The sequence below is a fragment of the Pseudomonas sp. PDM17 genome (assembly GCF_014851985.1).
GTDB lineage: Bacteria > Pseudomonadota > Gammaproteobacteria > Pseudomonadales > Pseudomonadaceae > Pseudomonas.
In genome coordinates this window covers 605,210-631,903 of the sequence record NZ_JACVAT010000005.1, presented here as the reverse complement: position 1 = coordinate 631,903, position 26,694 = coordinate 605,210, and the positions used below count along the sequence as shown (strand labels likewise).

Here is a 26,694-nt window from a genome sequence, read left to right as displayed (position 1 = left end):
GGGTCAGCCCTTGGGTGTCGCGGGCGGCGTGGCGGGTGGGTTGGCAGCGTTGGCGGCAGGCGCTGCCGGCGCGCCCTGAGCCGGCGCGCTGGCGGTGCTGGGAGCCGGTGCGGCAGGGGCTGGCGGGGCTTCGGCGGGTGCCTGCTCGACGACCGCCTCGCGGGACAGGTTCACCGTTACCCGGCGATTCTTCGCGCGGTTGGCGGCGGAGTTGTTCTTCACCAGCGGGTAGCGCTCACCGTAGAAGCGCACGGTGATCTGCGATTCCGCCACACCATTGGCCTTCAGGTACTCCATCACCGCGATGGCGCGACGGCGCGAGGCCTCGCGGTTGGCCAGGCGGTTGCCACCGTTGTCGGAATGGCCGTCCAGCTCGATGCGATTCACCGTCGGATCGGCCTTCATGTACTGCAGGATGATGTCCAGCTTGGCGCGGCCCAGCGGATCGACCTCGGTGCCGCCGTCCGGGAAGCCGACCTGGCTCTGGCGCACCTGGTCGAAGTTGACCGGGAGCATCTTCGTCGAACAGTCCTGGAACTTCACGTATCCGTCGGCGAAACGCGTTGGCATCAACCGTACCAGCAGGTTCTCGCCGGTGCGCGTGCGGTGGCGAACCTCCGGAGCACGTCCCTCCAGCAGGCCGCCGAGCAGGCGCCCGGCCTGCTGCTGGGTGCTGTTGAAAGGCACCTCGCCCGAGCCCACCTGCACCGCCCCCAGGTTCAGGTCGCCCTGCCCCGGACGCCACGGCGGCGCGGCCGCCAGCAGGGTTGCCGAGCCGCTGCCCAGCCAGCCCGTCTGCGGCTTGAGACGGAAGGTCGGCTGCTCGCCGGCGCGCCAGACGAACTCGCCCAGGCCGAAACCGGCCACGCTCTGCGACAGCCGGCACTCGAACTGGTCACCCTCCACCGTCCATTGCGCACTTTCCATGCGCGTCTGGAAGGTCAGCCCCCAGGCCGGGAGGCTGGCACAGAGAGCGAGCAGGAGAAGGGAGGGTTGGCGCACGGTGGCTTCCATACAGATAAAGAGGCGTCCCAGATTCTATCGGTCGACCTCGGCAAAACTTGATAGCGAGTGCCGGCGGCGGCCTTTTCCGGTAGCATTTCACCCTCTTCCCGCTGCAACCGCACCCCTGGAATCCGCATGTCCGACCGCCTGACACTCCTGCGCCCCGACGACTGGCACATCCACCTGCGCGACGGCGCCGCACTCGCGCAAACCGTCGGCGACGCCGCCCGCACCTTCGGCCGCGCCATCATCATGCCGAACCTGGTCCCGCCGGTACGCAACGCCGCCGAAGCCGACGCCTACCGCCAGCGTATACTGGCCGCCCGTCCCGCCGGCAGCCGCTTCGAGCCGCTGATGGTGCTGTACCTCACCGACCGCACCAGCGCCGAGGAAGTCCGCGCTGCCAAGGCGTCCGGCTTCGTGCACGCCGCCAAGCTGTATCCGGCCGGCGCCACCACCAACTCCGATTCCGGCGTCACCAGCGTCGACAACATCTTCCACGTGCTCGAAGCCATGGCCGAAGTCGGCCTGCCGCTGCTGGTACACGGCGAAGTGACCCGCGCCGAGGTCGACGTGTTCGACCGTGAGAAGCGCTTCATCGACGAACACCTGACCCGCGTGGTCGAGCGTTTCCCGACCCTCAAGGTGGTCTTCGAGCACATCACCACCGGCGACGCCGCCGCCTTCGTCAAGGCCGCCCCGGCCAACGTCGGCGCCACCATCACCGCACACCACCTGCTGTACAACCGCAACCACATGCTGGTTGGCGGCATCCGCCCGCACTTCTATTGCCTGCCGATCCTCAAGCGCAACACCCATCAGGAAGCCCTGCTGGATGCCGCCACCAGCGGCAGCCCGAAGTTCTTCCTCGGCACCGACTCGGCCCCCCACGCGCGCCACGCCAAGGAAGCCGCCTGCGGTTGCGCCGGCTGCTACACCGCCTACGCCGCCATCGAGCTGTACGCCGAAGCCTTCGAACAGCGCAATGCGCTGGACAAGCTGGAAGGTTTCGCCAGCTTCCACGGCCCGGATTTCTACGGCCTGCCGCGCAACAGCGACCGCATCACCCTGGTCCGCGAAGAGTGGGAAGCCCCGGCGGCCCTGCCGTTCGGCGATTTCGACGTCGTCCCGCTGCGCGCGGGTGAAAAACTGCGCTGGCGCCTGCTGGAGACCGAGGCATGAGTGACGAGAACGAAATCTTCGAAGAAGAACTCGACGGTTCCTTCCCGCCCGGCCCGCGCCACCCGATGGCGCGCCGCTTCCGTGGCTACCTGCCGGTCGTGGTAGACGTCGAGACCGGTGGCTTCAACGCTGGCACCGACGCCCTGCTGGAAATCGCTGCCGTCACCATCGGCATGGACGAAAGCGGCTACCTGTTCCCCGAGCACACCTACTTCTTCCGTGTGGAGCCCTTCGAAGGCGCCAACATCGAGCAGGCGGCGCTGGAGTTCACCGGCATCAAGCTGGACCACCCGCTGCGCATGGCCGTGCCGGAAGAACAGGCGCTGACTGAAATCTTCCGCGGCATCCGCAAGTCGCTGAAGTCCAATGGCTGCAAGCGGGCGATCCTGGTCGGCCACAACAGCAGCTTCGACCTGGGCTTCCTCAATGCGGCGGTGAACCGCAGCGGCGTGAAACGCAATCCGTTCCACCCGTTCTCCAGCTTCGACACCGCTACCCTCGCCGGCCTCGCCTACGGCCAGACCGTCCTGGCCAAGGCCTGCCAGACAGCCGGCATCGAGTTCGACAACCGCGAGGCCCACTCGGCGCGCTATGACACCGAGAAGACTGCCGAGCTGTTCTGCGGCATCGTCAACCGCTGGAAGGAATTCGGCGGCTGGATGGAAGACGATCACTGATCGCGCCTTCCTGAATAAAAAGCCCCGCAATCGCGGGGCTTTTTTATTCACCAGCAGCCTTACAGCTTGCCGGCGTTCTCGGCCAGGTAGGCGGCAACGCCTTCGGGCGAGGCGGTCATGCCCTTGTCGCCCTTCTTCCAGTTGGCCGGGCAGACTTCGCCGTGCTCCTCGGTGAACTGCAGGGCGTCGACCAGACGCAGCAGCTCGTCCATGTTGCGGCCCAGCGGCAGGTCGTTGACGATCTGCGAACGCACCACGCCGTTCTGGTCGATCAGGAAGGCACCACGGAAAGCCACGCCGCCTTCGGATTCGACGTCATAGGCCTTGGCGATCTCGTGTGTGATGTCGGCGGCCAGGGTGTACTTGACCGGGCCGATGCCGCCCTTGTCCACCGGGGTGTTGCGCCAGGCGTTGTGGGTGAAGTGGGAATCGATGGAAACGCCGATCACTTCGACGTTGCGCGCCTGGAAGTCGGGGATGCGGTGGTCCAGGGCGATCAGCTCGGATGGGCACACGAAGGTGAAATCCAGCGGGTAGAAGAACACCAGGCCGTACTTGCCCTTGATGGCTTCGGACAGCACGAAGCTGTCGACGATCTCGCCGGTGCCCAGCACGGCGGCCACGTTGAAATCGGGAGCTTTCTTACCTACGAGTACGCTCATTCCTTGTCTCCGGAAATGGTGAGGCGCTTGGGAGCGAAAAGCCCGCTGCCTGGTCGAAACTGCCGGGCTTGAGGGGTTGCCGCTCCAGTGGGGCAGCCATCATACACCTGGCGCGCAACGCCTTCATCCATGCGGCTTTCGCGGCTGATTCACTGACCTCACGACCATTTATCGGAGACCACGAAAGGGGTTCCTGGTAAATTTTGACAATCATTCTCATTATTATTAGTATCGCTTCCAACAACCCCACAGCGACTGTAGTGCAACCATGTACGTCTGCCTCTGCAACGGTGTTACCGATACTCAGATCCGCGATGCGATCTACGACGGCGCCTGCAACTATCGTGAAGTGCGCGAGTGCACCGGCGTCGGCACTCAATGTGGCAAGTGCGCCTGCCTGGCCAAACAGGTGGTTCGCGATACCCTCGGCGAGCTGCAAAGCGCCCAGGCGATGAACTACAACCTGGCCTACGCGGCGGGTTGAGAAAAAAGACCGCTGATCGATTCAGCCAAAATTCCAAAGAAACCGGGCTCTGGCCCGGTTTTTTTATGCCTGTAATTCAGTGGTTTAGCGCCAAGTTGCGGAATGAAAACATTCGCATTCATATTCCTTTTTATAACAAATTCAAGGACTTATGTTTGACAGATGGTTATAAGGGCGCGAGAATTTCAATCTCTCCCACTCCACACGGCAGGACCCCGGCATGAAAGGCGACAAGAAAGTCATCCAGCATCTGAACAAGATCCTCGGCAACGAGCTGATCGCCATCAACCAGTACTTCCTGCACTCGCGCATGTGGAACGACTGGGGCCTGAAGCGCCTCGGCGCGCACGAGTACCACGAGTCCATCGATGAGATGAAGCACGCCGACAAGCTCATCGAACGCATCCTGTTCCTCGAAGGCCTGCCCAACCTGCAGGACCTGGGCAAGCTGCTGATCGGCGAGAACACCCAGGAAATGCTGCAGTGCGACCTGAACCTGGAACTCAAGGCCTGCAAGGACCTGCGCGACGCCATCGTGCATTGCGAAAGCGTGCATGACTACGTCAGCCGCGACCTGCTCAAGGACATCCTCGAGTCCGAGGAAGAGCACATCGACTACCTGGAAACCCAGCTGGGCCTGATTCAGAAAGTCGGTCTGGAAAACTACCTGCAGTCGCACATGCACGAAGACGACTGATAGAAAAAAGGCACCGGCGCTGTTGTGGACGCCGGTGCCCTCTCCTTCTAGACGTTCGCCTTTGGCGGACGGCGCACCAGTGACGCCTTCAGCACCAACCCTGCGCACAGCCCCACCACCACCAGCAACGACAGGCGCAGGCCCACGTGCTCGGCGAGGAAGCCGATCAGCGGCGGGCCCATCAGCAAGCCGCCATAGCCGAACGACGCTACCGCCGCCACGCCGCGCGAAGGCTCGACGCCCGGCCGGTTGCCCGCCGCGCCGATCAGGATCGGCACCACCACCGACAGTCCCGCGCCCACCAGGGCGAATCCGGCAATCGCGCCGGCAACCCACGGACTGAACAGCGCCAGGAACATGCCCGCGATGGCCAGCAGCGCCAGGTTGCGCACCAGCGCCTCGTCGGCGAAGCGCACTCGCAGGCGATCGCCGAACAGCCGGCCCAGCACCATGGTCGCGGAGAATGCCGCGAAGCCCAGCGCTGCCAGGCGTTCGGACGCGCCCAGCACCTGGTGCAGCAGCAAGGCGCCCCAGTCGGCGACCGCTCCTTCGGAAACGAACGCGCAGAGGGTCAGCAAGCCCAGACCGATCAAGGCCGGTGGCGGCAGGCGCCAGCCACGTTGGGCTGGCGCCTCCTCCTCCATAGGTTCCGGACGTCCCTCGAACAAATGGCGGGCGAAGAACGGCAGGATCGCCACGGCGACCAGTGCCAGCAGGCTGAAGTGCCAGATCGGCGCGAGGTCGGCGAAGGCTGCCGCGCCGACAGCACCGACCAGCCCACCCAGGCTGTACATGCCATGCAAACTGGAGATGCACGGGCGGCCGAGACGCCGCTCGACTTCCACCGCCTGGGTGTTCATCGCCACGTCCATGGTCGCAAAGGTCAGGCCGACGGCGAGGAAGCCCGCCGCCAGTACCCAGACATCCTGCGCCAGCCCGAGCAAGGGGAAGGTCGCCATCAGCGCCAACCCGGAAATCACGGTGATCGCCCGGCTGCCATAGCGCCGCACCAGCGCGCCGGCGAAGGCGAACGCCAGCAGCGCGCCGAAGCCAGCGCCCAGAAGCGCCTGGCCCAGTTGCTGCTCGTCGACCCCGGTCATGCTCTTGAGGGCCGGCACCCGCCCCATCACGCTGCCATGGACCATCCCGCCCATGGCGAAGCAGTATCCGCACGCCCAGCGCGCGGCGTTGGCCCGCGTCTGTTCAGTCATCTTTTATTTCTTCCCAAAAACAAAGCCCCGCCAAGGCGGGGCTTTGTGCGACAGCACGAAAGACTCAGGCGTTGGCCTTGCTCACGGCGTCCTTGATCAGCGGTTGCAGCTCACCCTTCTCGAACATCTCGGCCAGGATGTCGCTGCCGCCGACCAGTTCACCACCGACCCACAGTTGCGGGAAGGTCGGCCAGTTGGCGTACTTGGGCAGGTTGGCGCGGATTTCCGGGTTCTGCAGGATGTCGACATAGGCGAATTTCTCGCCGCAAGCCATCAGCACCTGCGCGGCGCGGGACGAGAAACCGCACTGGGGAGCGTTCGGCGAACCCTTCATGTACAGCAGAACAGGGTTGCTGGAGATCTGCTCTTTGATGGTATCGATGATATCCATGAACTTCCTCGGCTTAACTATCAGACACTGACCCGGCAGTCGCCTCTGGGGGCACAGGCCGGCACGGTACCGCGCATTGTACTGCAAAGCCGAGTGCAACGCTCGGCTTTGCAGGTGACGTGCGTCAGCTTGTCAGGCCGCCTCGACCTCCACCGGCACGCCGTTGAGCGCAGTGTTGCCGGAGAGTGCATCCAGGTGGCGCTCGTCGGTCAGGTCGTTGGCGCTGGCACCGCCCTGCTCGCGCGCGATGGCCAGTTGCACGCCCGGTCGCCCGTGGCCCCAGCCGTGGGGCAGGCTGACCACGCCGGCCATGACTTCATCGCTGGAAGCCACTTCGATCTCGATGCTGCCGACCCGCGAGCGCACCCGTACCTTCTGCCCGTCCACCAGCCCGCGCGACGCCAGGTCCTGCGGGTGCATCAGCAATTGGTGGCGCGGCTTGCCCTTCACCAGGCGGTGATAGTTGTGCATCCACGAGTTGTTGCTGCGCACGTGGCGGCGGCCGATCAGCAGCAGTTGGTCGATGGCATGCGACTGGCTGTCGGCGAAGCGGCGCAGGTCGTTGAGGAAAATCTCCGGTGCCGCCTCGATGCTGCGGCTGGCGGTCTTCAGGCGCGGCGCCAGGTTCGGCTGCAGCGGCCCCAGGTCCAGCCCGTGCGGGTGCTCGCGCAGCCGCGCCAGGTTGAGTTTGTGCTCGCTGGCGTCGCCGTAGGGACCAAAGCGCAGGCCCATTTCAATCATCTGCTCCGGCGCCATGGTCGGCTTCAGCTCAGCTCCCTGGCGCGCAGCGTAGGCCTTGGCCAGGCCGACGAAGATTTCCCAGTCGTGCAGCGCCCCTTCGGGCTTGGGCAGTATCGCCTCGTTGAAGCGGGTGACGTTGCGCACTGCGAAGACATTGAAGGTGGTGTCGTAGTGATCGTGCTCCAGCGGCGCGGTGGGCGGCAGGATCAGGTCGGCGTAGCGGGTCGTCTCGTTGATGTACAGATCGACGCTGAGCATGAACTCCAGGCCATCCAGCGCCTGCTCCAGGCGACGGCCATTGGGCGTGGACAGCACCGGGTTGCCGGCCACCGTCACCAGCGCGCGCACCTGCCCCTCCCCTTCGGTGAGCATTTCCTCGGCCAGCGCCGCCACCGGCAGCTCGCCGCCGTATTCCGGCAGGCCGGACACGCGGCTCTGCCAGCGATTGAAAGCGCCGCCCGCAGTGGTCGCCACCAGGTCCACCGCTGGCGTGGTGCACAGGGTGCCGCCGACGCGGTCGAGGTTGCCGGTGACCAGGTTGATCAGTTGCACCAGCCACTGGCACAGGCTGCCGAAGACTTGCGTCGAAACACCCATGCGCCCGTAGCAGACCGCCTTATCGGCGGCGGCGAAAGCCCGCGCCAGCTGGCGGATATCCTCGGCCGGCACACCGCAGCGCGCGGCCATGGCTTCGACCTTGAACGGCGCCAGCGCTTCGCGTACCGCCTCCAGACCATTCACCGGCAAGGCGGTTGCGCGGGTCAGTCCTTCGCTGAGCAGCGTGTCGAGGATGCCCAGCAGCAAGGCTGCATCCTCGCCGGGACGGACGAACAGATGCTGGTCCGCCAGCGCCGCTGTCTCGGTGCGGCGCGGGTCGACCACCACCAGCTTGCCACCGCGCGCCTTCAGCGCCTTCAGGCGTTTCTCCACGTCCGGGACGGTCATGATGCTGCCGTTGGAGGCCAGCGGGTTGCCGCCCAGGATCAGCATGAAGTCGGTGTGGTCGATGTCGGGAATCGGGATCAGCAGGCCATGGCCGAACATCTGCTGGCTGACCAGATGATGCGGCAGCTGGTCCACCGAGGTCGCCGAATAGCGGTTGCGGGTCTTCAGCTGGCCGAGGAAGTAGTTGCTGTGGGTCATCAGCCCGTAGTTGTGCACACTGGGATTGCCCTGGTACACGGCCACGGCGTCGTTGCCATGGCGTAAACGAATCTCGGCGAGACGCGTGGCGACCAGCTCGAAAGCCTCGTCCCAGCCGATCGGCTGCCACTCGTTGCCGACGCGGCGCACGGGCTGGCGCAGGCGGTCCGGGTCGTTCTGGATGTCCTGCAGCGCCACCGCCTTGGGGCAGACGTGGCCGCGGCTGAAGCTGTCCAGGGCATCGCCCTTGATCGAGAGGATGCGCTCGTCCTCGGTCTCGATGGTCAGGCCGCAGATGGCCTCGCACAGGTGGCACGCACGGTGATGGAGGGTCTTGCTCATGGCTCGCCTCGTTATTGTTGTCGCCGGCGCCTCATGGGGCCGGTCGCGGGGTCGAAAGCACTATGAATCCTGGCCTGGCGAAGCACCACCAGCTTCCGTCGGGTGAATCGCGGGGCATCAGGAACGACCATGTTGAAGCCCCACCCGACGGGCCTTCCGGGGGAAACTTGCGTAGATCCGTCATTTCCTTATAGGATCGCGCCTTCCCCCATTTTCCGCTCCATGCGGTCCCGCCGCAGGTTCAGCCCGTTTTTTCTCACGAAAGCCGGTCGGTACCTCGGCCTGATTCTGAGAATAAGTAGTAGGTACGAACCATGAGCGCACGTCACTTCCTCTCGATGCTGGATTACACGACCGAAGAACTGCTCGGTCTGATCCGCCGCGCCACCGAGCTGAAGGACCTGCGAGACCGAGGCGTGCTCTACGAACCGTTGAAGAACCGCGTGCTGGGCATGATTTTCGAGAAGGCCTCGACCCGTACGCGGATTTCCTTCGAAGCCGGCATGATCCAGCTCGGCGGCCAGGCCATCTTCCTCTCCCCGCGCGACACCCAGTTGGGCCGTGGCGAGCCGATCGCCGACGCCGCACGGGTGATGTCGCGAATGGTCGATGCGGTGATGATCCGCACCTTCGCCCACAGTAACCTGATCGAGTTCGCCGAAAACTCCCGAGTGCCGGTGATCAATGGCCTGTCGGACGACCTGCATCCCTGCCAGTTGCTGGCCGACATGCAGACCTTCTTCGAGCACCGCGGCAGCATCGCCGGCAAGACCGCGGCCTGGATCGGCGACGGCAACAACATGTGCAACAGCTACATCGAGGCGGCGATCCGCTTCGACTTCCAGCTGAACGTGGCCTGCCCGGAGGGTTACGAGCCGAATGCCGCGTTGATGGCGCTGGCTGGCGATCGCGTGAAGATCTTCCGCGACCCGCGCAAGGCGGTGGCCGGTGCGCACCTGGTAAGCACCGACGTCTGGGCCTCCATGGGCCAGGAAGACGAAGCGGCCGCGCGCCTGCGCCTGTTCCAGCCATATCAGGTAACACGTGCGCTGCTCGACGGCGCGGCGGCGGATGTACTATTCATGCACTGCCTGCCGGCCCACCGTGGCGAAGAGATCAGCGAAGACCTGCTGGACGACGCACGCTCCGTGGCCTGGGACCAGGCGGAAAACCGTCTCCACGCCCAAAAGGCGCTGCTCGAACTGTTGGTCGAGCACGCCCACTACGCCTGAATCCGTTCCGAGTCCAATGACCCAACCGCTGCTGCTCAACCTCGAAGATCTTTCCTGTGGCTATGAACAGCAGCGTGTGGTGCAAGGCGTCAGCCTGCACCTGAACGCCGGCGACATCGGCTGCCTGCTCGGCCCCTCGGGCTGCGGCAAGACCACCACCCTGCGCGCCATCGCCGGCTTCGAGCCGGTGCAGGCCGGCCGCATCGAACTGGCCGGCGAAGTGATTTCCCGCCCCGGCTTCACCCTGTCGCCGGAGAAGCGCCGGATCGGCATGGTGTTCCAGGACTACGCGCTGTTCCCGCACCTGTCGGTGGCGGACAACATCGCCTTCGGCATTCGCAAGCACCCCGAGCGCGAGCGCATCGTCGGCGAATTGCTGGAGCTGGTGAAGCTCGACGACCTCGGCCAGCGCTTCCCCCACGAGCTCTCCGGCGGCCAGCAGCAACGCGTGGCCCTGGCCCGCGCGCTGGCGCCGCAGCCGCAATTGCTGCTGCTCGACGAACCCTTCTCCAACCTCGACGTGGAACTGCGCCGCCAGCTCAGCCACGAGGTGCGCGACATCCTCAAGGCTCGCGGCACCAGCGCGGTCCTGGTCACCCACGACCAGGAAGAGGCATTCGCCGTCAGCGACCACGTCGGCGTATTCCGCCATGGCGTGCTGGAGCAGTGGGACACCCCGTTCAACCTCTACCACGAACCGCAGACACCCTTCGTCGCCAGCTTCGTCGGCCAGGGTTATTTCATTCGCGGACAGATGTGCGGACGCGATGCGGTGCAGACCGAACTGGGCCTGCTGCGCGGCAACCGCGCCTACAGCCTGCCGGACGGCAGTGCGGTGGATGTGCTGCTGCGCCCGGACGACCTGGTGCCGGCCGCCGATGGCGCGCTGAAGGCGCGGATTGTCGGCAAGTCGTTCCTCGGCGCGGCGACGCTCTATCGTCTGCAACTGCCCACCGGCACCCAGCTGGAATCGCTATTTCCCAGCCACTCCGACCATCAACCGGGCGACGAAGTGGCCATCGGCGTCGCCGCCGAGCACCTGGTGCTGTTCCCGGCACAGGGCAGCGTGGCGCTCTAGCCGAGCGCGCCGTCCAACTCGAGCATCAACGCCGGCAGCAACTCGAACAGGTCGCCCTGCAGGCCGTAGTCGGCGATTTCGAAGATCGGTGCGTCCGGATCGAGGTTGATCGCGGCGATGACCTTGGCGTCCTTCATCCCCGCCACGTGCTGCACCGCACCGGATATCCCTACCGCCAGGTAAAGCTCCGGCGCGACGATGCGCCCGGACTGGCCGATCTGCAGCTCCGCCGGTGCGAAACCTGCGTCCACCGCCGCCAGCGAAGCGCCCACGGCGCCGTGCAGGCGATCCGCCAGGGGATAGAGCGCCGCGAAGCCTTCCTCGGTCTGCAGCCCGCGCCCGCCAGCGACTATTACCCGCGCCGCTTCCAGTGCCGGGCGTTCGAAGTCCGGATGCTCCTCACCCTGCCAGGACGAAAGCGCGAGATCGCCCGCCCCATTGCGTCTTTCCAGCTCGGCGTTGCCGCCTTCAGCGGAAACCGGGTCGAAGGCCGTTGGCCGGATACCCAGCACTTTCAGCCGCCCTGCGCAGCGCACCGTGGCAATCGCATTGCCGGCGTAGATCGGGCGCTGGAAGGTCTCGTCATCGATCACCGCGATGACATCGGAAACCGCATCGACGTCCAGCAGCGCGGCAATACGCGGCAGGCAATCACGGCCCATGGCGCTGGCAGGCGCGAGAATATGGCTGTAGCCGGGAGCGAGCTGCACGACCAGTGCGGAGAGATTTTCCGCCAGCAGGTGGTCGTAGGCGGAATCGTCCACCAGCACGACGCGCGTGATGCACTCGATGCCGCGAGCGTGCTCCGCCAGTTGGGCCAGGCCGCTGCCGGCCAGCAGCAGATGCACCTCACCGCCGACCTGCCGGGCGGCCGCCAGGGCGTTCAGGGTCGCCGGGGCAAGAACGGGGGAGCCGGTGTGGGTGTGATAGTCAGCGATGACCAGGGTTGCCATGGGCCTTCCTCCGAAGCTGCGAACCGCGCCAGAGGGGCGCGGTTTTCAGTGAAGGCCAGCCTACGCCGGGAAGACGAAATCTCCCCGGTCACAGATCAAACAACCAGCAGACGACCGCTGGCCACCAGGCGCGCATAACCGGCGATGCTCACGCGGTCGTCCTCCAGGCGGCACCACAGCTCGCCGCCGCGCTCGGAGCACTGGAAGGCGCGCATCTGCAGCTTGTTCAGGCGGCCCGACCAGTAGGGGATCAGGCTGCAGTGGGCGGCGCCGGTCACCGGGTCTTCGTTGAGGCCGATGGCCGGGGCGAAGAAGCGCGAGACGAAGTCATAGTCATCGCTGCGCGCAGTGACGATCACCCCCAGGTACGGCAGACGCGCCAGGGCGGCGAAATCCGGCTTGCAGTCGCGCACGGCCTGCTCGGATTCCAGCAGCGCCAGCAGGTGCGAGGCGTTGCTCAGTGCGTCCACCACGTCCACGCCCAATGCGCTGGCCAGTTCCACGGTGGCGCCGGTTTCGCTCGGCGGCTGCGCCGGGAAGTTCAGCGCCAGACGGCCCTCCTCGCGGGTCACGCGCAGCGGGCCGGACAGCGAATTGAGCTCCAGCACCTCGCCCGGCTCATCGAACACCTCGAACAGCACGTGGGCGCTGGCCAGAGTGGCGTGGCCGCACAGCGGCACCTCGGCGGTCGGGGTGAACCAGCGGATGCGCCAGCCCTCGGGTTCCTTCACCAGGAAGGCGGTCTCCGAGAGGTTGTGCTCGGCGGCGATCTTCTGCATCAGCTCGTCGTTCAGCCAAGCATCGAGGCGGTAGACCATGGCCGGGTTGCCGGCGAAAGGACGGTCGGTGAAGGCGTCCACCTGATGGAAGTCGAGCAGCATGGCGATCTCCTTGTAAGTGATGGCCGAGCATGACAGAAGCCGGCGGGCGGCGAACCGTACAGTGGGGACCACACAGTCCCCGGGGTTGAGCGATCAGGGGCGGCCGATGGGCGCGAACTTCGCCGAGGTCAGGCCGGCCAGCGTCTCGGCGCTCAGCTCCACTTCCAGACCGCGTCGGCCAGCGCTGACATGGATAGTCGGGAAGCCCTGGGCGGATTCGTCGATGAAGGTGCGCAGGCGCTTCTTCTGTCCCAGCGGGCTGATGCCGCCAACCAGGTAGCCAGTGGCGCGCTGCGCAGCGTTGGGGTCGGCCATGTCGGCCTTCTTCACGCCCGCCGCGTGGGCCAGCGCCTTGAGGTCCAGGCTGCCCACCACCGGCACCACCGCCACCAGCAGTTCGCCCTTCTCGCTTGCCGCCAGCAGCGTCTTGAACACCCGCGCCGGGTCGAGGTTGAGCTTCTCGGCGGCCTCCAGGCCGTAGGACGGCGCCTTGGGGTCGTGCTCGTAGCTCAGCACGTGGTGTTCGGCGCGGTTCTTTTTCAGCAGGTCGATGGCGGGGGTCATGATCGGCGGGCTTCTCGCAGGCGGCTTTCCAGCGCATAACAGTAAGCCAAGGTGTGGCGTACTGCACGGTGTTCGCTTCACCGACGGGGATGAATCCCGTATGTTCACCGCCAATCCCTACCCGGCCCTGCCGCCGGGGTTGCCGAACGGAATCCGCACAAGGCCGCTGCCATGACCGACCTTACGAACAAGAAATACGTCGTCGCCCTCGACCAGGGCACCACCAGCTCGCGCGCCATCATCTTCGACCACGACGCCAACGTGGTCAGCACGGCCCAGCGCGAGTTCGCGCAGATCTACCCGCAGCCGGGCTGGGTCGAACACGACCCGATGGAGATCTGGGCGACCCAGAGCTCGACCCTGGTGGAAGCCCTCGCCCAGGCCAGCATCAGCGTCGCCGAAGTGGCCGCCATCGGCATCACCAACCAGCGCGAAACCACCCTGGTGTGGGACAAGAGCACCGGCCGGCCGATCCACAACGCCATCGTCTGGCAGTGCCGGCGCAGCGCGGCGATCTGCGAGCAGCTCAAGCGCGACGGCCTGGAACAGCACATCCGCGACACCACCGGGCTGGTCATCGATCCCTATTTCTCCGGCACCAAGCTCAAATGGATCCTCGACAACGTCGAAGGCGCCCGTGAACGCGCGCAACGCGGCGAGTTGCTGTTCGGCACGGTCGACAGCTGGCTGATCTGGAAGCTCACCGAAGGCGAGGTGCACGTCACCGACTACACCAACGCCTCGCGCACCCTGATGTTCGATATCCACAAGCGCGACTGGGACGAACGCCTGCTCACCGCGCTGGACGTACCGCGCGCGATGCTGCCGCAGGTGCGCCCGTCGTCCGAGGTGTACGGCCACGCCAAGGTCGGCGGCCTGGGTGTGCACCGCACGCCGATTGCCGGGATCGCCGGCGACCAGCAGGCCGCGCTGTTCGGGCAGATGTGCGTGGAGCCGGGCCAGGCGAAGAACACCTACGGCACCGGCTGCTTCCTGCTGATGAATACCGGCGCCAACGCGGTGAAATCCACCCACGGCCTGCTCACCACCATCGCCTGCGGACCGCGCGGCGAAGTGGCCTATGCGCTGGAAGGCGCGGTGTTCAACGGCGGCTCCACCGTGCAGTGGCTGCGCGACGAACTGAAGGTGATCAACGACGCCCACGACTCCGAGTACTTCGCCACCAAGGTGAAGGACAGCAATGGCGTCTACCTGGTCCCCGCCTTCACCGGCCTCGGCGCGCCCTACTGGGACCCGTACGCCCGTGGCGCGCTGTTCGGCCTGACCCGTGGGGTGAAGGCCGACCACCTGATCCGCGCCACCCTGGAGTCCATCGCCTACCAGACCCGCGACGTGCTCGACGCCATGCAGCAGGACGCCGGCGAACCGCTGCGCGCCCTGCGCGTGGATGGCGGCGCGGTGGCCAATAACTTCCTCATGCAGTTCCAGGCCGACATCCTCGGCACCCCGGTGGAGCGCCCGCAGATGCGCGAGACCACCGCCCTCGGCGCCGCCGTGCTGGCGGGCCTGGCCTGCGGTTTCTGGGGCAGCCTGGGCGAGCTGAAGAACAAGGCGGTGATCGAGCGGGTGTTCCAGCCGGCCTGTGACGAGGCAGAGCGCACTCGCTTGTATGCCGGGTGGAAGAAAGCCGTGGAGCGCACCCGCGGCTGGGCTGCGGACGACTGAAAGTTGGGTGCCATTTCTACCCTCACCCTAGCCCTCTCCCAGAGTGAGAGGGGACTGATCGGTGCAGGCTGACACCGTGGCATCAGCCGGTATGGACGGCTCCCTCTCCCTCCGGGAGAGGGCTGGGGTGAGGGAAAGCCGCCCGCGCCGAACTCGCCTGGCATGACAGCAAGGCCCCCGCTGCGGCATCCTTGCCCTCCCGGCCCGTCCGCACGAGCACAGCGCATGAACCTGCCACCCCGACAGCAAAGCATCCTCGACCTGGTCCGCGAGCGCGGCTACCTGAGCATCGAGGAACTCGCCCAGCAGTTCGCCGTGACGCCGCAGACCATCCGCCGCGACATCAACCAGCTCGCCGAGCAGAACCTGCTGCGCCGCTACCACGGCGGCGCGGCCTGGGACTCGAGCATCGAGAACACCGCCTACAACACCCGCGCCGACCAGATGCGCGACGAGAAGCAGCGCATCGCCGACGCCATCGCCGCGCACATCCCGGACAACGCTTCGCTGTTCATCAATATCGGCACCACCACCGAGGCCATCGCCCGCTCCCTGCTCGGCCACCAGAACCTCAAGGTCATCACCAACAACCTGCACGTCGCCAGCATCCTCGCCGGCAAGGACGACTTCGAAGTGCTGATCGCCGGCGGCACCGTGCGCGGCGACGGCGGCGTGGTCGGGCAGGCGGCAGTGGACTTCATCGAGCAGTTCCGCGTCGACTTCGCCGTGGTCGGCATCAGCGGTATCGACGAGGACGGCAGCCTGCTGGACTTCGACTACCAGGAAGTGCGCGTCTCCCGCGCCATCATCGACAACGCCCGTCAGGTGTTCCTCGCCGCCGACTCCAGCAAGTTCGGGCGCAACGCCGTGGTGCGCCTGGGGCCGATCTCCCTGGTCAGCCGGGTGTTCACCGACAGCCCGCCGCCCGCCGCCGTGGCGCGCCTGCTGCACCAGCACAAGGTCCAGCTCGAACTGGTCTGAGCCGCGCTCACCGCCTTCACTTTCGAACATTCAGACGAATGCCTGCGCGAATTCGCGCTGAAGGCTGGTCATATTTCATTCACTGAACTAGGATATTTTCGAAAACGAACATCACAAGATTCACTTTCAATCCCCAAGGCGGCCCCCATGATCCCAACCAGCAAGCGCCACGCGCCCCTGGCCGAAGTCTATGACCTGGCCGTCGTCGGTGGCGGCATCAATGGCGCGGGGATCGCGGCGGACGCTGCCGGGCGCGGGTTGTCGGTGTTCCTTTGCGAACAGCACGACCTCGCCGCCCACACCTCCTCCGCCAGCAGCAAGCTGGTCCACGGCGGCCTGCGCTACCTGGAACACTACGAATTCCGCCTGGTCCGCGAAGCCCTCGCCGAACGCGAAGTGCTGCTGGCCAAGGCACCGCACATCGTCCACCCGCTGCGTTTCGTGCTTCCCCACCGCCCGCACCTGCGCCCGGCCTGGATGATCCGCGCCGGCCTGTTCCTCTATGACCACCTGGGCAAGCGCGAGAAGCTGCCGGCTTCCCGTGGCGTGCGCTTCGGCCTCGACAGCCCGCTGAAGGGCGAAATCACCCGCGGCTTCGAATACTCCGACTGCTCGGTAGACGACGCCCGCCTCGTGGTACTCAATGCCATGGCCGCCCGCGAGAACGGCGCCCATGTGCACCCGCGCACCCGCTGCGTCAGCGCCCGGCGCAGCAAGGGCCTGTGGCACCTGCACCTGGAGCGCCGCGACGGCAGCCTGTACTCGGTGCGCGCCCGCGCGCTGGTCAATGCCGCCGGCCCCTGGGTCGACCGCTTCCTTCGCGAGGAACTGCGCCAGAAGCCGCCCTACGGCATCCGCCTGATCCAGGGCAGCCACCTGATCGTGCCGCGCCTGTACGAGGGCGAGCACGCGTACATCCTGCAGAACGAGGATCGGCGCATCGTCTTCGCCATTCCCTACCTGCGCCAGTTCACCCTGATCGGCACCACCGACCGCGAGTACCAGGGTGATCCAGCGAAGATCAGCATCAGCGAAGAAGAGACCGACTACCTGCTCAACGTGGTCAACGCCCACTTCAAGCACCAGTTGGGCCGACAGGACATCCTGCGCAGCTTCTCCGGCGTGCGCCCGCTGTGCGACGACGAGTCCGACGACCCTTCGGCCGTGACCCGCGACTACACCCTGGCGCTGGACAACACCCCCGGTGAAGCGCCGCTGCTGTCGGTGTTCGGCGGCAAGCTGACGACTTACCGCAAGCTCGCCGAGGCCGCGCTGGAGCAACTGGCGCCGCACTTCGCCGGCGTGATGAAAACCAGCTGGACCGCCAGTGCCCCGCTGCCCGGCGGTGAAGCCATGACCTGCGTGGACGACCTGGCCATCCAGCTCATGGACCGCCTGCGCCAGCTCGACCCAGCCCTCGCCCGGCGCTGGGCCAGCACCTACGGCAGCCGCATCTGGAAACTGCTGGACGGCGCGCACAACCTCAGCGAACTGGGTGAACACCTGGGCGCCGGGCTCTATGCGCGGGAAGTGGAATACCTGGTCCACGAGGAGTGGGCGCGCGACGCCGATGACATCCTCTGGCGTCGCACCAAGCTCGGCCTGTTCCTCAATGCCCGGCAGCGCGAGCGCCTGGAGCAGTTCCTCAGCAGCGAAAGCCCGCTGGAGCCCAGTACCCAGGTTGCCTGAGGCCGCGTCGCCTCAGAGCGACGCGTTCAGCTCGCTGATCAGTTCTTCGCGCTGGCGCAGTGACTCCAGCGCGCTTTCGCCCAGTCGCCCCGCCACCTCGCTCAACAAGCCCTGCGCCAGCAGCATGAACGCGCACATGCTGTTGCTGTAGAAGAGGCTGTGGTTGGGCACATAGAAGCTGTGCCGCGCCACCTTCGCCAATGGCGAGCTGGAGGAATCGGTCAGAGCCACGACCTCGATGCCATGGCGCGCGGCGACTTCCGCCGTGGCCAGCACGCTGGGCGTGTAGGGAAAGCAGCTGGCGACCACCAGCACATCGCCGGCATCCAGTTGCGCCAACGCATCGGCTACGCCCTGGCGGCTGGCATCCAGCGCTGCCACGTCCTGGCGCAGCATGCCCAGGCCGTAAGACATGAACAGGGCCAGCGAAGTGAACTGGCGCATGCCATGGATTCGTACGCGACGCGCGCTGGCGAGAAGCTCCACCACGCGTGAGAACACTTCCGGCTCCACCTGCTCGATCAGGCTGGCGATGTTGGTGCTTTCCTGCCGGCCCAGCCGGGTCAGGCGCGACAATGTGGTGTCGGCGGGAGTCAGCAGCAGGCGCGAGGCCTGGTCGCTGTAGAAATTCTTGCCCTCGGTCAGCTCGCGGCGGAACAGGTCCTGGAACTTGCTGAAACCGCCATAGCCCAGGCGCTGGGCCAGGCGCGACAAGGTCGAGGCATTCACCCCGAGCTGCTCCGCCAGCTCGCTGATGGAGGACACCGCGGTGCGCTGCGGCGCCTCGATCAAGGCAGCCAGCACCCGCCGCGAACTGCCGCCCAGGGAGATGCCCGACTCACCGCGCTCGATAGCCTCCAGCAGCTGCTTGAGGGCTCCCAGGTTATCGGGCAGTGCGGCGGGCGCTTGGGTCATCGGGCAGGTCCGTTGGCGGAAGGAGGACGGGTACTGCCGGCGCTTTCCACGTGCTGGACGTCCGGCTGGCAGTAGACGCGCCATTCTACCGAGTTCGCGCCGATGAGAAACACGGCGGTGGCCAGGGTGTTCTCATCGTCCGGGTCGTCCGCCGCGCGACGGTAGATCGGTAGCTCGGGATCAGCGCCATCGCGCAGGATAGCCAGCGCGCGGGCCTCGTCGAGCAGACCGCCGCCCTCCCCCAGCAACCCGTCGACGCGGCACTGGCGGCTGCCGGAACTGCCGGTGATGCGCTGGCCGGCGGCGTGCAGCCCGGCATCCAGCAAATGGTTGGAGTGCCCGCCGGGACGCCGCACCTTGCGCACCACCACGCCGGCCGAGCAGGCTTCGACGCTCAGCAGATGAGCCGAGCCGACCTGCCCGAGGGCATGGTGGAAGGCACCGGCGCGGCCTGCGCGGGAGAGCACGTCGACCGCCTCATCCAGGCTGGCGCAATCCAGCACCGCACGGGCCAGTACCTGACGCGGCAGGCCGGTCGGGATGCGGGTCGGGCGGATGTTGTTCACCGTACTGACCAGCCCGGCAGCATTCACTGCGAAGGTGTGGCCGGGAATGGAGCCGGGGTAAACGAAGCTGGTGAAAGCCATGCCTTGCTCCGGCGTGGCCTGCAGCAGGCCGCAGGCACCCTCAAGGGAGGGCAGGCCGTCTTCGTTGTGGGCGATCAGCCAGCCGTCGGCGGTCGGCCCGAACACCGTGGTGCAGCCATCCACGCTCTGCGGGCTCACGAAGTCGCCGCGGCAATTCCACAGGAAGACTTCCTCGACCGGCAGTTCCAGTCCATCGGCCAGGCCGCGGATTTCCTCCCAGATACGCGGGAAGTCGGCCTCGACCTGCGCCTGCATGGCTTTCGCCACGCCCGCTCCGGCCAGGGCCGCGAGGCTCCGCCACAGTGGCAGCGGGCGAAGGCGCTGATGCACCGCATCGCGGCCGAAGCGGCCCAGCCCCAGGCCGATGTCATACGGGCTGCCGCCCAGTTTCAGGGGTTGCAGGATCATCGGCGCACCTCAGGCGACATGTTGCAGGAACTCCCGCAGGCGCGGGCTGGTGGGGTGGCCGATCAGGCTGGCGGGGTCGCCGTCCTCGGTGATGCGGCCCTGGTCGATGAAGATCAGCCGCGAGGCGACCTTGCGGGCGAAGTCGATCTCGTGGGTGACGATGACCATGGTCATGCCCTCCTCCGCCAGGTCCTTCATCACCTGCAGCACTTCATGGCGCAGCTCGGGGTCGAGCGCCGAGGTGGGCTCGTCGAACAGCATCAGCTTGGGCTTCACCGCCAGCGCGCGGGCGATGGCCACGCGCTGCTGCTGGCCGCCGGACAACTCCGACGGATAGTGCCCGGCGCGCTCGGAGAGCCCCACCTTCGCCAGCAGCGTACGCGCCAGCGCCTCGGCGTCCGCCTTCTTCGCCCCGCGCACGCGGATCGGCCCGAAGGCGACGTTTTCCAGCGCGGTCATCTGCGGGAACAGGTGGAACTGCTGGAACACCATCCCCGCCTCCTGGCGGATCAGGCGCTCGTCCACCTTCGGGTCGTTGACCTCCATGCCATCGACGAACAACTGGCCGTCGGTGATCACTTCGAGCTTGTTGATGCAGCGCAGCAGCGTCGATTTGCCGGAGCCGGAAGGGCCGATGATGACGACCACCTCGCCGCTGCCGATCTTCAGGTTGATGTCGTGGAGCACCTTGGTCTCGCCAAAGTGCTTGGCGACCTGCTTGAACTCGATCATAGGATCTTCAGCCTCGATTCCATGCGCCGCAGCACGTAACTCAACACCAGGGTGATAACCAGGTAGATCACCGCCACCGCCGACCAGATTTCCATCGCGCGGAAGTTGCCGGCGATCACCTCCTGCCCCTGGCGAGTCAGTTCGGCGACGCCGATGACGATGAACAGCGAGGTGTCCTTGATGCTCACGATCCACTGGTTGCCCAGCGCCGGGATCATCCGCCGGAAGGCCAGCGGAGCGATCACATAGCGCAGCGTATCGCGTCCGGAAAGCCCCAGCGCCAGCCCCGCCTCACGGAAGCCCTTGTTCACCGAGAGCAGCGCACCGCGGGTAATCTCGGCGATGTAGGCGCCGGAGTTGATCATGATGGTGACCACCGCTGCGCTGAACGGATCGATGCGCACCGGGATCATCAGCGGCAGAGCGAAGTAGATGAACATCACCTGGACCATGATCGGCGTGCCACGGATCAGCTCGACGAACACCAGCGCCGCGCGACTGCCGATGAAGCCGCCGTAGGCGCGGCCGACACCGGCCACCAGGCCGATCACCGCGCCGCCGATCAGACCGAGAATGGATATCCACAGGGTCAGCCGGGCGCCCTCGAGCAGCACCGGCAACGCGTCCCAGATGGCGGACCATTGAAAATGCATGGATGCCTACCTCGTCTTATTTCGGGTCGGTGCCGAACCACTTGCGGTAGATCTGCGCATAGGTGCCGTCCTCACGCAGCTTCTTCAGCGCCGCGTTCACCGGCTCGCGCAGCTCGCTGCCCTTGGGGAAACCGATGCCGTACTGCTGCGCCATCATCTGCTCGCCCACGGCCTTCACCTGCCCGTCGCCGGCGGTCTTGATGTAGTAGAGGACGTTGGGAGTGTCGTGCATCGCGGCATCGACGCGGCCGGTGCGCAGCTCCAGGTAGGCGTTGTCGACGTTGGGGAACTGGCGCAGGTCGCCGGCCTTCAGATTGGCCTTGGCGTAGTCCGCCGAGGAGGTGCCGCTCTTCACCGCCAGGCTCTTGCCGGCAATGTCGGCAGAGCTCTTGATGCTGTCGTTATCGGCCTTGACCATCAGCAGGAAGCCGCTGTCGTAGTAGCCGTCGGAGAAGTCGATGACCTGCTTGCGGTCTTCCTTGATGGTGATGCCGGCCAGGGCCGCATCGACGTTGCGGGTCTGCAGCGCGGGGATGATGCCGTTGAAGTCCATCGGCTTGAGCTGGTAGCTCACGCCCATCTCCTTGGCGATGGCTGCCCAGAGATCGATGTCGAAGCCGACGTACTGGTCGCCCTGTTTGAACTCGAAGGGAACGAAGGCGGTATCGGTGGCGATCAGCAGCTCCTTGTCGGCAGCCATCGACTGGCTGGCGGCGAACAGGGAGAGAGCGGCGAACGAGGCTTGCAGCAGCTTTTTCATGCAGGACTTCCTCTTGCGGGACGGCGGGATGCGCCATGCCCTGGGGCTGGCGCGCATTAGCGGCAGTTCGATGCAACGGGCCTGGGCCCGGACTTTATTGTTTTGAGCGGCTAACCCCCGTCAGGGGCTGCATGCACTTGCGTGCTTTTGTGCAAAATAAACATGCATTAAATTTATTTGCAAGTATTTTTCCCACCCCAAAACACCTCACGCCCCGCCTGATGCACCCGGAAAATCGAAGAAAAGCACCGCAGGACGCGCATTAGCCAAATGTAGAGCAATACCATTCTTCGCAAGAAAAATTTGCCAAGAACGAAAATGCATTTAATATTTGCGCAAACCCCAGGAGGTCACCATGAGCCACGTCCTGCACCGCAGCCTCATCCAGTCCTACCCCACGGCCGTTCGCGGCGACGGCGCCTACCTGATCGACAGCGAGGGCCGTCGCTACCTCGACGCCAGCGGCGGAGCCGCGGTGTCCTGCCTGGGGCACAGCGACGCCGAAGTGATCGAAGCGGTACGCCGGCAGATCGGCACCCTGGCCTACGCCCATACCTCCTTCTTCACCAGCGAGCCAATGGAAGAACTGGCCGACTTCCTGATCGCCCGCGCCCCGGCCGGGATGCGCTCGGTGTACTTCGTTTCCGGCGGTTCGGAAGCGGTAGAGGCGGCGCTCAAGCTGGCCCGCCAGTACTTCGTGGAGATCGGCCAGCCACAGCGCACACACCTGATCGCCCGCCGCCAGAGCTACCACGGCAACACCCTCGGCGCCCTGGCGGCCGGCGGCAACGCCTGGCGGCGCCAGCAGTTCCAGCCGCTGCTGATCGATGTCAGCCACGTCAGCCCCTGCTACGCCTATCGCGACCAGGCCGAAGGCGAAACGCCGGAAGCCTACGGCGAACGCCTGGCACGGGAACTGGAAACGGAAATCCTCAACCTCGGTCCGGACAAGGTCATGGCCTTCGTCGCCGAGCCGGTGGTGGGCGCCACGCTGGGCGCGGTGACCGCCGTGCCGGGCTACTTCAGGCGCGTGCGGGAAATCTGCGACCGCTATGGCGTGCTGCTGATCCTCGACGAAGTAATGTGCGGCATGGGCCGTACCGGCAGCCTGTTCGCCGCCGAACAGGAAGGCATCAGCGCCGACCTGATCACCATCGCCAAGGGCCTGGGTGCCGGCTACCAGCCCATTGGCGCCACCCTGGTCAGCCAGCGTATCCACGACGCCATCGCCAACGGCTCGGGCTTCTTCCAGCACGGCCACACCTATATCGGCCATGCCACCGCCTGCGCCGCCGCCCTGGCCGTGCAGAAGACCATCGAACAGCGCAACCTGCTGCCACGCGTGCGGGAGCTGGGCGAACAGCTGCAGCAACGCCTGCGCAGCGCCCTTGGCGAGCATCCCAACGTCGGTGACATTCGCGGTCGCGGGCTATTCCAGGGAGTGGAACTGGTGGCCGAGCGCGCCGGCAAGACGCCCTTCCCCGCCGAAGCGAAACTGCACGCACGGATCAAGAAGGCCGCCATGCAGGAAGGCCTGATGTGCTACCCCATGGGCGGCACGCTGGATGGCCGCCGCGGCGACCACATCCTGCTGGCCCCACCCTTCATCCTCGAAGAAGCGCAGCTGGATGAACTGACTGAAAAGCTGCAGCGTGCCATCGTCAAGGCCATTGGCAGCCTCTGAAGGACCTCACATGAAAATCGACTCACGCCTGACCCCGCTGTCCGACGCCAACATGGACGACGACCAGCGCCGCGTATTGCAGGAGATCCTCAGCGGTCCGCGCGGCAATCTGGACGGCCCGTTCCTGGCCTGGGTGCACAGTCCCGGACTGGCGGACAACGCCCAGAAGCTCGGCGCCTTCTGCCGCTACGGCACACGCCTGGAACTGCGGCTGAGCGAACTGGCGATCCTGGTCACCGCGGCCTGGTGGCAATCCCAGGCGGAATGGCAGATCCACGAACCCATCGCGCGCCAGGCCGGCCTCAGCGACGAAGTGATCGAGGCCTTGCGGCAGAATCGGACACCGGACTTCCAGCGCGAAGACGAACGCCTGATCCATCGCCTGGGCCGCTCGCTGTACGAAACCCGACGCATCGACCAGACGCTGTACGAAGAAGCCACGGCCAGCTTCGGTGAGGCCGGGCTGGTGGAGCTGGTGGGAATCTTCGGCTACTACGCTCTGGTGGCCATGACGCTCAACGCGTTCTCGGTGCGGCGCGAAACCGAGGCGCCACTGCCGTTCAGCGAACCCTGAGGCAGGCGATCAGAGTTGTGCGACGTGACCGCCGCCCTGATGTTCGCGCAGGTAAGGCAGCACAGCGCCCAGCAGCGGTTCCTTGAAGTCTTCCTGGAAGCGGTGCGCCATGCCGGGAATCAGCTTGAGTACCGAACCGCGGATGTGCGCCGCCACGTGTACGCCGTGCATTACGGGCAGTAGCGGGTCGGCGGTGCCGTGGACCACCAGGGTCGGTACGTTCAGGCGATTGAGCAGCTCCACCCGGCTCGGCTCGGCGAGGATCGCCAGCATCTGCCGCTGCACGCCTTCCGGGTTGAAGGCACGATCGTAGGAACGCGCCGCCTGCTGCAGCAACTGTTGACGATCATCGCGCACTTCCGGGCTGCCAAGGGCCGCCAGCAAATCCGCCTGCTGCTCGATGGCCTGTTCGCGACTGGCCGCTTCGCGCCGGGCGAGCAGGCGCAGCAATGACTCGCTGGGAGCCGGCAGGCCTTCTGCGCCGGAACTGGTCATTACCAGCGTCAGGCTGATCACCCGGTCGGGCGCCATGTCGGCCACGTGCTGGGCAATCATCCCGCCCATGCTCGCGCCCAGCACATGGGCGCGCTCGACATGCAGCGCGTCCAGCAGGTGCAGCGCGTCGCCGGCCATGTCGGTCAGGCTGTAGGGCGCACTCACGGGCAGGCCGAGGCGATAGCGAATGACTTCGTAGGTCAGGTTGCCGCTGGGCACAGGAACGCGCCAGGAAGACAGCCCGACATCGCGGTTGTCGTAGCGGATCACCCGGAAACCTTGCTGGCAGAGCGCCTCGACCACTTCGTCCGGCCAGTGGATCAACTGGCCGCCCAGGCCCATGACCAGCAGCAGCGTCGGGTCCTGCGGACGACCGATGCTCTGGTACGCCAGGCGCACGTCACCCAGGTCGACCAGTTCGGTCGGCACCCGCGCATCGCAGCGATCGGCGGCAACCGCCCGATCGGCAAAAGAAAGAGAGGACAGGCCGCAGCAAAGTGCGACTGCCAGCAGGAAAGCACGCATGAGTGAAAATCCGGAACGCAAAACCCCAGTTGAGCGCGATTCTGATGAATTTCCGTCGCTCGCTCTGCCACAGGTCCGTGACAGTTTGATGAAAGGCGCTGAGCGGTCACCGACGGACCTTCCCATGATCCGGATCAAGGGAGGTCGCCCCTTGCACTGGCGAAGATAGGAAACCCCCGCTCGGAAGTTTCCTCATGGCCTACCCCATCCTGCTGGTGCTGCACCTGTTCGCCGCGATCATGTTCGTCGGCACGGTGTTCTTCGAAGTGCTGATCCTGGAAAGCGTCCACCGCCATGTCCCGGCACGGGCGATGAAAATGGTCGAGGGTGCGCTGGGCCGTCGCCTGCGCCGGGTGATGCCCTGGGTGATCCTGACCCTGTTCGGCAGCGGTCTGGGCATGCTGCACCTGCGTTACGCACCGCTGCTGGTCGCCCCGCTGGCATCGCCCTTCGCTACGCTGCTCAGCTTCAAGCTGCTGCTGGCCACCAGCGTTCTGGGCCATTTCCTCTTCGCCATGTACTCCTTCCGAGTCGGGCGCATGACCGGCCAGCGCTCCCGGCGCATCCATTACAGCGTGTTCGCCCACGTGGTGCTGATCGTGCTGCTGGCCAAGGGCATGTTCTACCTGAGCTGGTGACTCCCGTCCGGCGGCTCCAGCCCGGTAAGGCGGGCTGGCGAATGCGTGCTGGTGAAGTGCCAGTCACCGGCTTATCATGAGAGCAGCTCAATTGTTCTGCCGTTTTATCAAGATTTCCTCATAGTGAGGCGAGGCCGCGCCATGCTTGAACTCCGTCACCTGAAAACCCTGCATGCCCTGCGCGAAGCCGACAGCCTGGTGGAGGCCGCCGAGCGTCTGCACCTGACGCAGTCCGCCCTGTCCCACCAGTTCAAGGAACTGGAGGAGCGCCTCGGCCTGTCCCTGTTCATCCGCAAGACCAAGCCGGTGCGTTTCACCAGCGCCGGCCTGCGCCTGCTGCAGCTGGCCGACGCCGTGCTGCCGCAGCTGCGCGGCGCCGAGCGTGACCTGGCGCGCCTGGCCGGCGGTACCGCCGGCCGTCTGCACATGGCCATCGAGTGCCACAGCTGCTTCCAGTGGCTGATGCCGACCATCGACCAGTTCCGCGACGCCTGGCCGGAAGTGGAGCTGGACCTCGCCTCCGGATTCTCCTTCGCGCCGCTGCCGGCGCTGGCCCGCGGCGACCTGGACCTGGTGGTGACTTCCGACCCGGTGGACATCGCCGGCATCACCTACGTGCCACTGTTTACCTACGAGGCACTGCTGGCGGTGGACAACCACCATGCGCTGGCCGGCAAGTCGTTCATCGTCCCGGAAGACCTGGCCAACCTGACGCTGATTACCTACCCCATCGAGCGCGACCGCCTGGACATCTTCACCCGCTTCCTCGAACCCGCCGACGTCGAACCGGCGCAGGTACGCACCTCGGAGCTGACGGTGATGATGATGCAGTTGGTGGCGTCCGGACGCGGCGTCTGCAGCCTGCCCAACTGGGCGCTGCATGAGTACAGTTCGCGGGGCTACGTGACCGCCAAGCGCCTGGGGGAAAAAGGCCTGTACTGCACCCTGTTCGCCGCCATTCGTGCCGACATGCTGGATGCACCGTTCATGCGCGATTTCCTGCTGACCGCGAAGGACACGTCCTTCGCCACCCTGGAAGGCGTCAGCGCGGCAAAGAACTGACG

27 protein-coding genes are annotated in these 26,694 nt (G+C 65.9%); 13 read left to right on the top strand and 14 right to left on the bottom strand.

What is annotated here, in order from left to right:
* Positions 1-3 precede the first annotated feature (3 nt).
* Positions 4-1,002 (bottom strand): flagellar protein MotY, encoded by a 999-nt coding sequence (locus tag IB256_RS21075; protein ID WP_285886419.1) that lies wholly within the window; start codon positions 1,000-1,002, stop codon positions 4-6.
* A 138-nt stretch (positions 1,003-1,140) separates the two neighbouring features.
* On the opposite strand from IB256_RS21075, the gene pyrC reads away from it, so the two are divergent.
* Both pyrC and rnt read left to right on the top strand, forming a co-directional pair.
* The gene (gene pyrC, locus IB256_RS21070; RefSeq protein WP_192289623.1) at positions 1,141-2,187 is read left to right on the top strand and encodes a dihydroorotase; all 1,047 of its coding nucleotides are present in this window, start codon (positions 1,141-1,143) and stop codon (positions 2,185-2,187) included.
* A complete protein-coding gene (gene rnt, locus IB256_RS21065; protein WP_037011317.1) occupies positions 2,184-2,864 on the top strand; it encodes a ribonuclease T in 681 nt (226 codons plus the stop codon). The genes pyrC and rnt overlap by 4 nt, the downstream gene beginning before the upstream one ends.
* Before the next feature lie 59 nt (positions 2,865-2,923).
* On the opposite strand, the gene IB256_RS21060 is transcribed toward rnt, so the two are convergent.
* A complete protein-coding gene (locus IB256_RS21060; RefSeq protein WP_081517709.1) occupies positions 2,924-3,526 on the bottom strand; it encodes a peroxiredoxin in 603 nt (200 codons plus the stop codon).
* Positions 3,527-3,794: 268 nt separating this feature from the next.
* Here IB256_RS21060 and IB256_RS21055 point away from each other — a divergent pair, with 268 nt between their 5' ends.
* Both IB256_RS21055 and bfrB read left to right on the top strand, forming a co-directional pair.
* Complete coding sequence (locus IB256_RS21055; protein ID WP_081517708.1) at positions 3,795-4,010, top strand: bacterioferritin-associated ferredoxin; 216 nt, start codon at positions 3,795-3,797, stop codon at positions 4,008-4,010.
* A 220-nt stretch (positions 4,011-4,230) separates the two neighbouring features.
* Positions 4,231-4,707, top strand: coding sequence for a bacterioferritin BfrB (bfrB, locus tag IB256_RS21050; protein ID WP_017521012.1), 477 nt, complete (start codon positions 4,231-4,233; stop codon positions 4,705-4,707).
* Positions 4,708-4,754: 47 nt separating this feature from the next.
* Here bfrB and IB256_RS21045 read toward each other — a convergent pair whose 3' ends face one another.
* The 3 genes from IB256_RS21045 to IB256_RS21035 form a co-directional block, all read right to left on the bottom strand.
* The gene (locus tag IB256_RS21045) at positions 4,755-5,918 is read right to left on the bottom strand and encodes an MFS transporter (protein WP_192289625.1); all 1,164 of its coding nucleotides are present in this window, start codon (positions 5,916-5,918) and stop codon (positions 4,755-4,757) included.
* Positions 5,919-5,982: 64 nt separating this feature from the next.
* Entirely contained in the window at positions 5,983-6,309 is a 327-nt protein-coding gene (gene grxD, locus IB256_RS21040; RefSeq protein ID WP_017521010.1) for a Grx4 family monothiol glutaredoxin, read from the bottom strand.
* A 132-nt stretch (positions 6,310-6,441) separates the two neighbouring features.
* Positions 6,442-8,535, bottom strand: coding sequence for a molybdopterin oxidoreductase family protein (locus tag IB256_RS21035; RefSeq protein WP_192289627.1), 2,094 nt, complete (start codon positions 8,533-8,535; stop codon positions 6,442-6,444).
* Positions 8,536-8,849: 314 nt separating this feature from the next.
* Here IB256_RS21035 and argF point away from each other — a divergent pair, with 314 nt between their 5' ends.
* Together argF and IB256_RS21025 are read left to right on the top strand one after the other, a co-directional pair.
* Positions 8,850-9,767, top strand: coding sequence for an ornithine carbamoyltransferase (argF, locus tag IB256_RS21030; protein WP_192403964.1), 918 nt, complete (start codon positions 8,850-8,852; stop codon positions 9,765-9,767).
* A gap of 16 nt (positions 9,768-9,783) precedes the next feature.
* On the top strand, positions 9,784-10,845 hold the full coding sequence (locus IB256_RS21025) for an ABC transporter ATP-binding protein (RefSeq protein ID WP_192403962.1): 1,062 nt from the start codon (positions 9,784-9,786) through the stop codon (positions 10,843-10,845).
* Here IB256_RS21025 and IB256_RS21020 read toward each other — a convergent pair.
* The 3 genes from IB256_RS21020 to ybaK all read right to left on the bottom strand — a co-directional run bounded on the left by IB256_RS21020 (position 10,842) and on the right by ybaK (position 13,243).
* Positions 10,842-11,798 carry an FAD-binding protein gene (locus IB256_RS21020; protein ID WP_192403960.1) on the bottom strand — a complete coding sequence of 319 codons (957 nt, stop codon included), beginning with the start codon at positions 11,796-11,798 and terminating at the stop codon, positions 10,842-10,844. The two genes, IB256_RS21025 and IB256_RS21020, sit on opposite strands and share 4 nt — an antisense overlap.
* Before the next feature lie 95 nt (positions 11,799-11,893).
* Entirely contained in the window at positions 11,894-12,679 is a 786-nt protein-coding gene (locus IB256_RS21015) for a PhzF family phenazine biosynthesis protein (protein WP_151186172.1), read from the bottom strand.
* Positions 12,680-12,772: 93 nt separating this feature from the next.
* A complete protein-coding gene (ybaK, locus tag IB256_RS21010) occupies positions 12,773-13,243 on the bottom strand; it encodes a Cys-tRNA(Pro) deacylase (protein WP_081517701.1) in 471 nt (156 codons plus the stop codon).
* Positions 13,244-13,414: 171 nt separating this feature from the next.
* On the opposite strand from ybaK, the gene glpK reads away from it, so the two are divergent.
* The 3 genes from glpK (at position 13,415) to glpD (ending at position 17,599) form a co-directional block, all read left to right on the top strand.
* Positions 13,415-14,929, top strand: coding sequence for a glycerol kinase GlpK (glpK, locus tag IB256_RS21005; protein WP_192403958.1), 1,515 nt, complete (start codon positions 13,415-13,417; stop codon positions 14,927-14,929).
* Positions 14,930-15,154: 225 nt separating this feature from the next.
* Positions 15,155-15,910 (top strand): DeoR/GlpR family transcriptional regulator, encoded by a 756-nt coding sequence (locus tag IB256_RS21000; protein WP_192289641.1) that lies wholly within the window; start codon positions 15,155-15,157, stop codon positions 15,908-15,910.
* A 147-nt stretch (positions 15,911-16,057) separates the two neighbouring features.
* Complete coding sequence (glpD, locus tag IB256_RS20995) at positions 16,058-17,599, top strand: glycerol-3-phosphate dehydrogenase (RefSeq protein WP_192403956.1); 1,542 nt, start codon at positions 16,058-16,060, stop codon at positions 17,597-17,599.
* Positions 17,600-17,611: 12 nt separating this feature from the next.
* Here the strand turns inward: glpD and IB256_RS20990 are convergent, their stop codons facing one another.
* Genes IB256_RS20990 through glnH form a run of 5 tightly spaced genes read right to left on the bottom strand, consistent with a single transcriptional unit; the run spans position 17,612 to position 21,714 of the window.
* Positions 17,612-18,514 carry a MurR/RpiR family transcriptional regulator gene (locus IB256_RS20990; RefSeq protein WP_081517697.1) on the bottom strand — a complete coding sequence of 301 codons (903 nt, stop codon included), beginning with the start codon at positions 18,512-18,514 and terminating at the stop codon, positions 17,612-17,614.
* Positions 18,511-19,569, bottom strand: coding sequence for a C45 family autoproteolytic acyltransferase/hydolase (locus tag IB256_RS20985; protein WP_192403954.1), 1,059 nt, complete (start codon positions 19,567-19,569; stop codon positions 18,511-18,513). The genes IB256_RS20990 and IB256_RS20985 overlap by 4 nt, the downstream gene beginning before the upstream one ends.
* Before the next feature lie 9 nt (positions 19,570-19,578).
* On the bottom strand, positions 19,579-20,301 hold the full coding sequence (gene glnQ / locus IB256_RS20980) for a glutamine ABC transporter ATP-binding protein GlnQ (protein WP_192403952.1): 723 nt from the start codon (positions 20,299-20,301) through the stop codon (positions 19,579-19,581).
* On the bottom strand, positions 20,298-20,954 hold the full coding sequence (gene glnP / locus IB256_RS20975; protein ID WP_081517695.1) for a glutamine ABC transporter permease GlnP: 657 nt from the start codon (positions 20,952-20,954) through the stop codon (positions 20,298-20,300). Before glnP ends, glnQ begins: the two co-directional genes overlap by 4 nt.
* Positions 20,955-20,970: 16 nt before the next feature.
* The gene (glnH, locus tag IB256_RS20970) at positions 20,971-21,714 is read right to left on the bottom strand and encodes a glutamine ABC transporter substrate-binding protein GlnH (RefSeq protein ID WP_192289647.1); all 744 of its coding nucleotides are present in this window, start codon (positions 21,712-21,714) and stop codon (positions 20,971-20,973) included.
* A 355-nt stretch (positions 21,715-22,069) separates the two neighbouring features.
* Between glnH and IB256_RS20965 the strand changes: the two genes are divergently transcribed.
* Positions 22,070-23,398: an aspartate aminotransferase family protein gene (locus IB256_RS20965; RefSeq protein ID WP_192289649.1), complete on the top strand. Its 1,329-nt coding sequence runs from the start codon at positions 22,070-22,072 to the stop codon at positions 23,396-23,398.
* Between the two features lie 10 nt (positions 23,399-23,408).
* A complete protein-coding gene (locus tag IB256_RS20960) occupies positions 23,409-23,972 on the top strand; it encodes a carboxymuconolactone decarboxylase family protein (RefSeq protein WP_192289651.1) in 564 nt (187 codons plus the stop codon).
* Between the two features lie 9 nt (positions 23,973-23,981).
* On the opposite strand, the gene IB256_RS20955 is transcribed toward IB256_RS20960, so the two are convergent.
* A complete protein-coding gene (locus IB256_RS20955; protein WP_138212505.1) occupies positions 23,982-24,992 on the bottom strand; it encodes an alpha/beta fold hydrolase in 1,011 nt (336 codons plus the stop codon).
* 194 nt (positions 24,993-25,186) lie between these two features.
* Here IB256_RS20955 and IB256_RS20950 point away from each other — a divergent pair, with 194 nt between their 5' ends.
* Both IB256_RS20950 and metR read left to right on the top strand, forming a co-directional pair.
* Positions 25,187-25,630, top strand: a complete 444-nt coding sequence (locus IB256_RS20950) for a CopD family copper resistance protein (RefSeq protein ID WP_192289652.1) — start codon at positions 25,187-25,189, stop codon at positions 25,628-25,630.
* Between the two features lie 141 nt (positions 25,631-25,771).
* Entirely contained in the window at positions 25,772-26,692 is a 921-nt protein-coding gene (gene metR, locus IB256_RS20945; RefSeq protein WP_081517689.1) for a transcriptional regulator MetR, read from the top strand.
* The last annotated feature ends 2 nt before the right edge of the window (positions 26,693-26,694 follow it).

Excerpts from the sequence above, each read along its gene's own strand:
- pyrC (WP_192289623.1), top strand. The coding sequence starts at position 1,141 with ATGTCCGACCGCCTGACACTCCTGCGCCCCGACGACTGGCACATCCAC.
- rnt (WP_037011317.1), top strand. The coding sequence starts at position 2,184 with ATGAGTGACGAGAACGAAATCTTCGAAGAAGAACTCGACGGTTCCTTC.
- IB256_RS21060 (WP_081517709.1), bottom strand. The coding sequence starts at position 3,526 with ATGAGCGTACTCGTAGGTAAGAAAGCTCCCGATTTCAACGTGGCCGCC.
- IB256_RS21055 (WP_081517708.1), top strand. The coding sequence starts at position 3,795 with ATGTACGTCTGCCTCTGCAACGGTGTTACCGATACTCAGATCCGCGAT.
- bfrB (WP_017521012.1), top strand. The coding sequence starts at position 4,231 with ATGAAAGGCGACAAGAAAGTCATCCAGCATCTGAACAAGATCCTCGGC.
- IB256_RS21045 (WP_192289625.1), bottom strand. The coding sequence starts at position 5,918 with ATGACTGAACAGACGCGGGCCAACGCCGCGCGCTGGGCGTGCGGATAC.
- grxD (WP_017521010.1), bottom strand. The coding sequence starts at position 6,309 with ATGGATATCATCGATACCATCAAAGAGCAGATCTCCAGCAACCCTGTT.
- IB256_RS21035 (WP_192289627.1), bottom strand. The coding sequence starts at position 8,535 with ATGAGCAAGACCCTCCATCACCGTGCGTGCCACCTGTGCGAGGCCATC.
- argF (WP_192403964.1), top strand. The coding sequence starts at position 8,850 with ATGAGCGCACGTCACTTCCTCTCGATGCTGGATTACACGACCGAAGAA.
- IB256_RS21025 (WP_192403962.1), top strand. The coding sequence starts at position 9,784 with ATGACCCAACCGCTGCTGCTCAACCTCGAAGATCTTTCCTGTGGCTAT.
- IB256_RS21020 (WP_192403960.1), bottom strand. The coding sequence starts at position 11,798 with ATGGCAACCCTGGTCATCGCTGACTATCACACCCACACCGGCTCCCCC.
- IB256_RS21015 (WP_151186172.1), bottom strand. The coding sequence starts at position 12,679 with ATGCTGCTCGACTTCCATCAGGTGGACGCCTTCACCGACCGTCCTTTC.
- ybaK (WP_081517701.1), bottom strand. The coding sequence starts at position 13,243 with ATGACCCCCGCCATCGACCTGCTGAAAAAGAACCGCGCCGAACACCAC.
- glpK (WP_192403958.1), top strand. The coding sequence starts at position 13,415 with ATGACCGACCTTACGAACAAGAAATACGTCGTCGCCCTCGACCAGGGC.
- IB256_RS21000 (WP_192289641.1), top strand. The coding sequence starts at position 15,155 with ATGAACCTGCCACCCCGACAGCAAAGCATCCTCGACCTGGTCCGCGAG.
- glpD (WP_192403956.1), top strand. The coding sequence starts at position 16,058 with ATGATCCCAACCAGCAAGCGCCACGCGCCCCTGGCCGAAGTCTATGAC.
- IB256_RS20990 (WP_081517697.1), bottom strand. The coding sequence starts at position 18,514 with ATGACCCAAGCGCCCGCCGCACTGCCCGATAACCTGGGAGCCCTCAAG.
- IB256_RS20985 (WP_192403954.1), bottom strand. The coding sequence starts at position 19,569 with ATGATCCTGCAACCCCTGAAACTGGGCGGCAGCCCGTATGACATCGGC.
- glnQ (WP_192403952.1), bottom strand. The coding sequence starts at position 20,301 with ATGATCGAGTTCAAGCAGGTCGCCAAGCACTTTGGCGAGACCAAGGTG.
- glnP (WP_081517695.1), bottom strand. The coding sequence starts at position 20,954 with ATGCATTTTCAATGGTCCGCCATCTGGGACGCGTTGCCGGTGCTGCTC.
- glnH (WP_192289647.1), bottom strand. The coding sequence starts at position 21,714 with ATGAAAAAGCTGCTGCAAGCCTCGTTCGCCGCTCTCTCCCTGTTCGCC.
- IB256_RS20965 (WP_192289649.1), top strand. The coding sequence starts at position 22,070 with ATGAGCCACGTCCTGCACCGCAGCCTCATCCAGTCCTACCCCACGGCC.
- IB256_RS20960 (WP_192289651.1), top strand. The coding sequence starts at position 23,409 with ATGAAAATCGACTCACGCCTGACCCCGCTGTCCGACGCCAACATGGAC.
- IB256_RS20955 (WP_138212505.1), bottom strand. The coding sequence starts at position 24,992 with ATGCGTGCTTTCCTGCTGGCAGTCGCACTTTGCTGCGGCCTGTCCTCT.
- IB256_RS20950 (WP_192289652.1), top strand. The coding sequence starts at position 25,187 with ATGGCCTACCCCATCCTGCTGGTGCTGCACCTGTTCGCCGCGATCATG.
- metR (WP_081517689.1), top strand. The coding sequence starts at position 25,772 with ATGCTTGAACTCCGTCACCTGAAAACCCTGCATGCCCTGCGCGAAGCC.